General features: G+C 62.3%; 8 protein-coding genes. 2 read left to right on the top strand and 6 right to left on the bottom strand.

Annotation, left to right across the window (positions count from 1 at the left end):
• The 6 genes from Q8K05_RS14430 to Q8K05_RS14405 all read right to left on the bottom strand — a co-directional run.
• On the bottom strand, positions 1–893 hold an 893-nt coding region (locus Q8K05_RS14430; RefSeq protein ID WP_305247330.1), incomplete at its 3' end, for a tripartite tricarboxylate transporter permease.
• A 12-nt stretch (positions 894–905) separates the two neighbouring features.
• The gene (locus Q8K05_RS14425; protein ID WP_305247329.1) at positions 906–1,394 is read right to left on the bottom strand and encodes a tripartite tricarboxylate transporter TctB family protein; all 489 of its coding nucleotides are present in this window, start codon (positions 1,392–1,394) and stop codon (positions 906–908) included.
• 151 nt (positions 1,395–1,545) lie between these two features.
• Entirely contained in the window at positions 1,546–3,348 is a 1,803-nt protein-coding gene (locus Q8K05_RS14420) for a GspE/PulE family protein (RefSeq protein WP_305247328.1), read from the bottom strand.
• Positions 3,349–3,394: 46 nt separating this feature from the next.
• The gene (locus tag Q8K05_RS14415; protein WP_305247327.1) at positions 3,395–4,162 is read right to left on the bottom strand and encodes a spermidine synthase; all 768 of its coding nucleotides are present in this window, start codon (positions 4,160–4,162) and stop codon (positions 3,395–3,397) included.
• Complete coding sequence (locus Q8K05_RS18900) at positions 4,162–4,839, bottom strand: DNA-deoxyinosine glycosylase (RefSeq protein WP_370868864.1); 678 nt, start codon at positions 4,837–4,839, stop codon at positions 4,162–4,164. The genes Q8K05_RS14415 and Q8K05_RS18900 overlap by 1 nt, the downstream gene beginning before the upstream one ends.
• Positions 4,833–5,681: a TatD family hydrolase gene (locus tag Q8K05_RS14405; RefSeq protein WP_305247326.1), complete on the bottom strand. Its 849-nt coding sequence runs from the start codon at positions 5,679–5,681 to the stop codon at positions 4,833–4,835. The genes Q8K05_RS18900 and Q8K05_RS14405 overlap by 7 nt, the downstream gene beginning before the upstream one ends.
• 135 nt (positions 5,682–5,816) lie before the next feature.
• On the opposite strand from Q8K05_RS14405, the gene Q8K05_RS14400 reads away from it, so the two are divergent.
• Positions 5,817–6,752: a S1C family serine protease gene (locus Q8K05_RS14400; protein WP_305247325.1), complete on the top strand. Its 936-nt coding sequence runs from the start codon at positions 5,817–5,819 to the stop codon at positions 6,750–6,752.
• 9 nt (positions 6,753–6,761) lie between these two features.
• Complete coding sequence (locus tag Q8K05_RS14395; protein WP_305247324.1) at positions 6,762–7,784, top strand: MoxR family ATPase; 1,023 nt, start codon at positions 6,762–6,764, stop codon at positions 7,782–7,784.
• Positions 7,785–8,071: the final 287 nt, after the last annotated feature.

Genomic DNA, 8,071 nt, shown 5'->3' with positions numbered 1-8,071 from the left:
CCCTGGCCGAAAGGCACTTCGCCCGGCTTCATCTTCATCTTCTTTTCCAGCGCATAGGCCGCAAAAGCCGACAGCAAGGCACCGCCGCCAGGAAGAATACCGAGCGCAGAACCAAGGAACGTGCCGCGCAGCACGGCAGGCGTCATGTCCTTGAAATCCTGCTTCGTCGGCATCAGGCCCGACACTTTGGCGGTGAATACTTCACGCTCATGCTCTGGCTGCGCCAGGTTGCTGATGATCTCACCGTAGCCAAACACGCCCATGGCAATCACCACAAAGCCGATACCGTCAGTCAGCTCGGGAATGTCAAAACTGAAGCGCGCAACGCCCGAATTCACGTCGGTCCCGACCAGACCGAGCAGCAGGCCCAGCACGATCATGGCAATCGCCTTGAGCAATGAGCCGGAAGCCAGCACCACCGCGCCAATCAGGCCCAGCGTCATCAATGCAAAATACTCGGCCGGGCCAAACTTGAAAGCCAGTTCGGTCAGCGGCGGCGCAAACGCCGCAAGGATCAGGGTGCCGACGGAACCCGCAAAGAACGAGCCCAGACCGGCAGCAGCCAGTGCTGGTCCAGCCCGGCCTTTTCGCGCCATCTGGTAGCCGTCAATGCAGGTGACGACCGAGGATGACTCTCCCGGTAAATTCACCAAAATAGCGGTAGTGGAGCCGCCGTATTGGGCGCCGTAGTAAATGCCGGCCAGCATGATCAGTGCAGACACGGGGGGCAGCGCGTAGGTGGCGGGCAGCAGCATGGCAATGGTCGCGACCGGACCAATGCCTGGCAGCACGCCAATCAGCGTGCCCAGAATGCAGCCGACCAGACAGTACAGCAGGTTGATGGGCGTGAAAGCCACGCCAAAACCCAGCGACAGATGCTCAAATAATTCCATTTTTTTGTTTCCTTAGCCGGTGATGAACTCGGGCCACACCGGGAACTGCAGCTTCAGCGCCAATACGAAAGCCACGTAACTACCCACCGCCAGCACCGTGGCCAGGATGAATGTGTTCTTGAACTTCCAACCGGCTTCCGCCATGCTGGCAATAAAGGTCAAGGCGTAAATCGCAATGATCATGCCAAAGGCCGGCAGCTTGATGAAGGGCAGACCGGCCAGCAAAACGCCAAACACCAGATTGGCCATGATGATGAAAAACAGCGGCTTCCAGGCCCATTTGCCGATCTTGTCGCCGCCCATGGTCTCGACCACCAGGGATTTGAACGTGATGATGCCCCCCAGAATGGCCATCAAGATGCCCAGCATGAGCGGGAAATAACCGGGGCCCATACGTGCGCCTGAGCCGACGTTGTAAGTCGTTGCGCCCCATGCGAACGCCACGCCGACGCCCATGAACATAAGACCGGAAAAAAAGTCTTTTTGACTCTTGATATTCACGGTTGTCTCCTCGATAAAAGTTTGAACCGATGGATTCTGCATTCAATTAGCCGGGCCGACCATGTGGCTTTCACCTACATAGGGTTTGCCCTTGGCCAACTTAACGACATCAGAGACCGTTGCGCACGGGCCCGACTGCCCCCGGAACGCTTCAGGACAGCGGCGGCGTCGATGCCAGAATTTCTTCCACCGTGCTCAGCCCTTGCGCCACCTTCAGGGCGCCCGCGAGCCGCAGTGGACGCATGCCTTCGGTAATGGCTTGCCGGCGCAGCGCATCGATATTGGGCTCTTTGGACACCTTTTCCTTGAAACCTTCCGTCACGGTCAGCAGTTCGTACAGGCCCATACGGCCCCGGAAACCGGTCATGCGGCAGTCCACGCAGCCCACCGCTTTGTAGGGCCGGTAGCCGCCGCTGATTTGCCAGGGTTTCACCAGCGCGGCCACCGCTTCCCGCGAAGTGCTTTCATCCGGCTCGCGGCACTGGCTGCACAGGGTACGCACCAGGCGCTGCGCCAGCACGCCGAGCAAGGTGGCGTTGATCAGATAAGACGGCACGCCGAGTTCCATCAGGCGCGAGACCGCCGAGGGCGCATCGTTGGTGTGCAGCGTGCTGAAAACCAGGTGGCCCGTCAACGCGGCCTGCACCGCCATTTCCGCCGTTTGCAGGTCGCGGATCTCGCCCACCATGATGATGTCCGGGTCCTGCCGCATCAGGGCGCGCAGCCCTTCGGGAAAACCAAAATCCAGATGCGGCTGAACCTGCGTCTGGTTGAACGCGGGCTCGATCATCTCGATCGGGTCTTCAATCGTGTTGACGTTGACCTCTTCGGTGGCGAGCCGCTTGAGCGTGGAATACAGCGTGGTGGTCTTGCCCGAGCCGGTCGGGCCGGTCACCAGCACGATGCCGTAGGGCCGCTTGACCAGCTGCTCCCAGCGTTCGGCGTCGTGCACGGAAAAGCCCAGCGCATCGAGATTCTTGACCGTGGTGTCGGGGTCAAAAATACGCATCACCATTTTTTCGCCAAACGCCGTGGGCAAGGTGGACAAGCGCATTTCAACCTCGTCGCCGCGCGGGTTGCGGGTCTTGATGCGCCCGTCCTGCGGGCGGCGTTTTTCAACCACATCCATGCGGCCCAGCAGCTTGATGCGCGCCGTCATGGCGTTGTGCACGCCCATGGGCAACTGGTAGACCGGGTGCAGCACGCCGTCGATGCGGAAGCGGATCACGCCTTGCTCGCGCCGCGGCTCCAGATGAATATCGCTGGCGCGCTGGTCAAAGGCGTATTGCCAGAGCCAGTCGACCACCTGCACCACGCCCTGGTCGTTGGCGTCCAGCGGCTTGTTGCTCCGGTTCAACTCTACCAGCTGCTCAAAGCTGGCGGTGCCCGAACCGCCGCCCGACTTGAGCGCGGCCTTGACGGACTTGGCCAGCGCAAAAAATTCGGCGGTGAACTTGCTGATGTCCAGCGGATTGGCCACCACCAGGCGCACATGGCGTTTGGACTGGCGCTCCACCTCGGCCACCCAGTCGGTCACGAAAGGCTCAGACGTTGCAATCACCACTTCGTGCGGCGTCACCTGGACCGGCAACACCTTGTGCCGCTCGGCATACATGGCCGACATGGTGTCGGCCACCTTGCCCACATCGACCTTGAGCGGGTCAATCCTCAAATAATTCAGACCGGCGCGACCGGCCAGCCACTGGGCAATGATTTCAATATCCAGCGGTTTGCCATCGGCCAGGCGCGTGATGCCGACACTGGCCAGGCGGATCAAAGGATGCTGGGCGCTTTGCACCTGCGCACAGCGGGCAATGGTGCGCTGCGCCTCGGCGCTGCTGATGACGCCGTCTTCGCCAAGCCATTCAACGAGCTTGCGCCAGTCCAGCGGGCCCGCGTGGATATTTTTAGCCCGAGAGTCCGGTGGGAATTGGGGGGGCAGCACTGCGCTCATGGCTGGCACTGTACCCGATACACGCCCTCAGCCCCCCATGCGGTCGTCATGCCACGGGCTTGAAAATCCGCAACCACTTTTTGGCAGGCAAATCCCAGCGCGACTCAATCACGCCGGCGCGGGCCAGCAAATCGGCGCGTTCCGGACGCGTGGGCTCGCGCTGGGCCATCACCACCGTATTGCCCTCTCGCGTCGGGCTGAACGCCCACACCGACTCGGGACCAAAGGCCTCTGCCATCCTGGTCAGCGACTGGACATAGCTGGAATCGCGGCCAAAGAGGTTCACCGTCATCACGCCCTCATCGGTCAGCAGATCGCGGCAGCGGGCATAAAAATCAGCGTCGTCCAGCACCGGCGCGGCGGCCTCGTCGTCGTACAGGTCCACATGCAACAGATCGACCGTGCCTTGGTGCGCTGGTTTCTGGATCTCCAGGCCGGCATCAGCCTCAATCACATGCAGGCGAAGGTCGTCCTGCGGCAGCTTGAACCAGACCCGGCAAGCGGTGACCACCTGCGGGTTGATTTCAATCGCCGTGGTTTTCATGCGCAACTTTTTGTAGCAGAACTTGGTTAAGGCCGCCGAACCCAGCCCCAGTTGCATGGCGTGCTTTTTGGCCACCGACGCCGCATCGGTAAACAGCAGCCCCACCATCATGCGCTGCACATATTCCAGCTCGATGTCATAGGGTGCGTCGCGCAGCATGGAGCCCTGCACCCATTCGCTGCCCAGGTGCAGAAAGCGCACATCGCCATAGTCCGAGAAATTGACCTCTGGAAGGTCCGTGGTGGCTTTCGCCGTCTCTTTTTTCGACATTAAATCAACCCATGTTTTTCAAAAACCTCGCGCCAGGCCGCGAGCTTGCGATCAAACGACCAGGACGCATTGGCCGGGCTGGTGGAGGGTAATTTGTAGAACTGGACCCCCACGCTTTTCACTTCGTGTAATACGCTGCCCCCCAAGGGGGCTGTGCTTGCTTGGGGCGGCCCGGCGCTGAATACGGCACCCCCACGTTCGCTCACTGCGTGTAGCTCTCTGCCCCCCGAGGGGGCTGTGCTTGCTTGGGGCGGCCCGGCGCTACGCACGGCGGCGCCCGCCCCTTCCAATGCAGCACTTACATGCTTCGAATGCTTGAAGCTCTCGCCGCCGTTGTGGGCAATCGCTTGCAGCGCAGGGCACAGCCGCTGTATCGCAGTGAAGTCATTCACCACCGGCTGGCGGATATGGCTGTCCAGGCTGCCCTCCCGCTCGCAGGCCGCATACACGTCCCACAGGCCCAGCTGCCGGGACAACAGCCACTCGCTACGAATTTTATAGCTATCTGCACCCGTTACTACTGGGCCAGAAGGCCAAATGGCTTGCAAAATCTTCCAGAAGTGGTTTTGCGGGTGCCCATAGTACTGCTGCGCCGCCAGCGAGGCCACGCCCGGGAAACTGCCCAGTATCAGCAGGCGCGTCTGGTCAGACACCAGGGGCGGCAGGCCGGTCAGCATGCGATCAATCCCCCGAGCCTGGGCAAGGCCTGCAGCGCATTCGCAGTCGTCGCCCGGGCCAGCGCTTGGAGCGGTATACCGCGCAAATCAGCCACCTGCTGCGCGATGCGTGGCAACTCGCCCGGCTCGTTGCGGCCCTGCGCCACACCCGTCTCACGTTGCGCGGCCGTGGCGTAAATCCAGTGCGGCGGCATGTCGGGCGCGTCGGTTTCCATTACCAGCGAATCCAGCGGCAACCCGGCGGCCAGGCGCCGGAGCTGGCGCGCCGCTTCATACGTTACTGCACCGCCAAAGCCCAGTTTGAACCCCAGTCTGATGAATTCCAGGGCCTGCTGCTCACTGCCGTTGAAGGCATGGGCGATACCGTTCCAGCCGCCTTCGGGTGCCAACTCGCGCAAGTGCTTGAGCAGCTTGTCGGCCGAGCGCCGCACATGCAGGATCACGGGCAGGCCGTGCTTGCGCGCCAGTTTGAGCTGCGCACGGTAAAAATACTCCTGGCGCTCGCGCATGGGGCCTTGGATCAGCGCAGCCACAAAATAATCCAGACCGATTTCACCCACCGCCACCAGGCGCGGGTCAGACTTTCGAAGCGCCAGCTCGGTATCCAGCGCCAGCAGGTCATCGTCCTGCGCTTCGGGCACGCACAGCGGATGAATGCCCAGCGCATAGCTGAAGGAAAATTGGTGCGCCAGCCCTCGCACGGCATCAAAGTTGCCGACCCGTACAGCCGGCACCACGCAATGGATCACCCCGCAATCGAGCGCCCGCGCGCGCACCGACGCCACGTCGGCGGAAAACTCGCTGGCGTCAAGGTGGCAATGGGTATCAATCCAGAAAGGCATGCAGGGCAATCACCATACACCGATTGGATACTGAAACACAAACATGCGTGCAGGAATGAAAAAATCGTGATACGGTGCAGTTGTGATTTGACGGGTTGCTGACCCGGTTTTGACTTAGCCCTTACAGGTGAACGGATGCGAAGGCCCGCCCTTTACAGTAGCTCCCGCCGCACCAGCCACGATCCCGATGGCCGTGATTTTCCGGGCGAGATCAATTGGGCAACGCCTCCTCCGCCGCAAACCCCTTCCCGCCTGTCACGCTGGTTCCAGCACGCTTCCGACCATCAGTTCTACCTGCTCTGGTCTGTGGTGGGCCTGCTGGCTTTGATGCTGGCCATCAGCCTGGCCGTCCCGCTGCGGCCTGCCGCACGCCCACTGACCCAGGGCGACATCAACGCGGCTGTCCTGAAGACGCTGGAAACCACGGTCCTGCCCTCACCCGCAGCCAAAGCCTACGACGCCATCATTCCATCGGTTGTGCGCGTGGTGGGCCAGGGGAAAAGCACGAAAAACAGGGACGGCAAGGAAGACGCCGAACGTAGCGTAGGCACGGGCGTGGTCATCGTGGACAAGGGTGTCATCCTCACCAACCTGCATGTGGTGGAAGGCGCCCACACCATCAAAGTCACGTTTTCGGACGGCCTGGAGTCCACCGCCAGCATTACCAGCGTCCAGCTGGAAAATGACCTGGCGGTGCTGCAGGTGCACAAGATTCCCGACGACCTGATGGCCGCCACCCTGCGCTCCACGGCCGACCTGGCGCCGGGCGATCGGGTCGTCGCGGTAGGTTACCCCTTCGGCATTGGGCCGTCCGCGTCAGCCGGCGTCATTTCGGGGCTTCAGCGCACCTTCCGCTCGCCCGAAGGCAAGCAGCAAATGACCAACCTGATCCAGTTCGACGCGGCCGCCAACCCCGGCAATTCGGGCGGGCCGCTGGTCACCATGGACGGCGAGGTGATCGGCATCGTCTCCGCCATTTACAACCCCAACCGGCAACGCACCTTTGTCGGCATCGGATTTGCCGTGCCGATTGAAAACGCCGCCGCTGCAGTCGGCATGCCTCCGTTCTGAAGGACAGCTATGGACTCGAACAGCTTCGATCACCTGCCCACCGGCCACGACACCACCGCCCAGTTGATGGAGCAAATCCTCTACGAGGTCAAACGCGTGGTGGTCGGGCAGGACCGTTTCCTGGAACGCGTCATGGTCGCCATCCTGGCGCAGGGCCACCTGCTGGTGGAGGGCGTGCCCGGACTGGCCAAGACCCTGACCGTCAAAACCCTGGCCAGCACGATTCAAGGTAACTTCAAGCGCATCCAGTTCACGCCCGACCTGGTGCCGGCCGACCTGGTCGGCACCCGCATCTACAACCAGAAAACCGGTGACTTCAGTACCTCGCTGGGCCCGGTCTTCACCAACCTGCTGCTGGCCGACGAGATCAACCGCGCGCCCGCCAAGGTGCAAAGCGCGCTGCTGGAAGTGATGCAGGAACGGCAGGTGACCATTGCCGGCGTCACGCACAAGGTGCCCGCGCCTTTTCTGGTGATGGCGACGCAAAACCCGATTGAAACCGAAGGCACTTACCCGCTGCCCGAAGCGCAGGTGGACCGGTTCATGATGAAAGTGCTGGTGGACTACCCCACCGACGAGGAAGAATTCGTCATCGTCCAGCGCGTCACCGGCCCGGCCGTGGCGGTGTCCGCCGTGGCGACCACCGAACAGCTGGCCGCACTGCAGGCCGAATGCCGACGCATCTACGTTGATCCGTCGCTGGTGCAGTATGCGGTGCGGCTGGTCTCAAGCACACGCGACCCTGAAAAGCACGGCCTCAAGGAACTGGCCCGCTTCATCACCTTTGGCGCCAGTCCGCGCGCCACCATCAGCCTGGTGGAAGGCGCCCGGGCGCTGGCCCTGCTGCGCGGCCGCGGCTATGTCCTGCCGGAAGACATGACGGATTTGATACCCGACGTGCTGCGCCACCGGCTGGTGCTGTCTTACGAAGCCCTGTCCGAAGGCTTTTCTGCCGACCAGATCGTGGGCAAGATCATGGCCAGAATCCCGCCGCCCGCCAAGCCGCTAGCCCATGAAAAACTCGTGGCTTGAAAGCCCCCACGCTCCGCCGCTGCGCGGGTCGCTGCCCCCCCGAGGGGGCCGCCCCGCCTGCGGCCTGGCAAAGCCAGTTCCGCGGCCGGAACTTGCATGGGCGGGGAATAGCGCCTGTTCGTCCCGAGATATCAAGCGATGACTGGGGAGCCCCACGTGCCTAGGCTGTCGCTTGCTTCGCAGTTGCCTGCTGTCGCAGCGCCGGCAGAAGGCGCGGACCAGTTGCTGCGCCGGCTGGAGTGGACGGTACTGCGCCGCCTTGACGGGCTGCTGCAGGGCGACTACCG

Source organism: Polaromonas sp. (assembly GCF_030682935.1).
Lineage (GTDB): Bacteria > Pseudomonadota > Gammaproteobacteria > Burkholderiales > Burkholderiaceae_C > Polaromonas.
The sequence above is the reverse complement of the archived record's forward strand: the minus strand, read 5'-3'. Positions and strand labels throughout refer to the sequence as shown.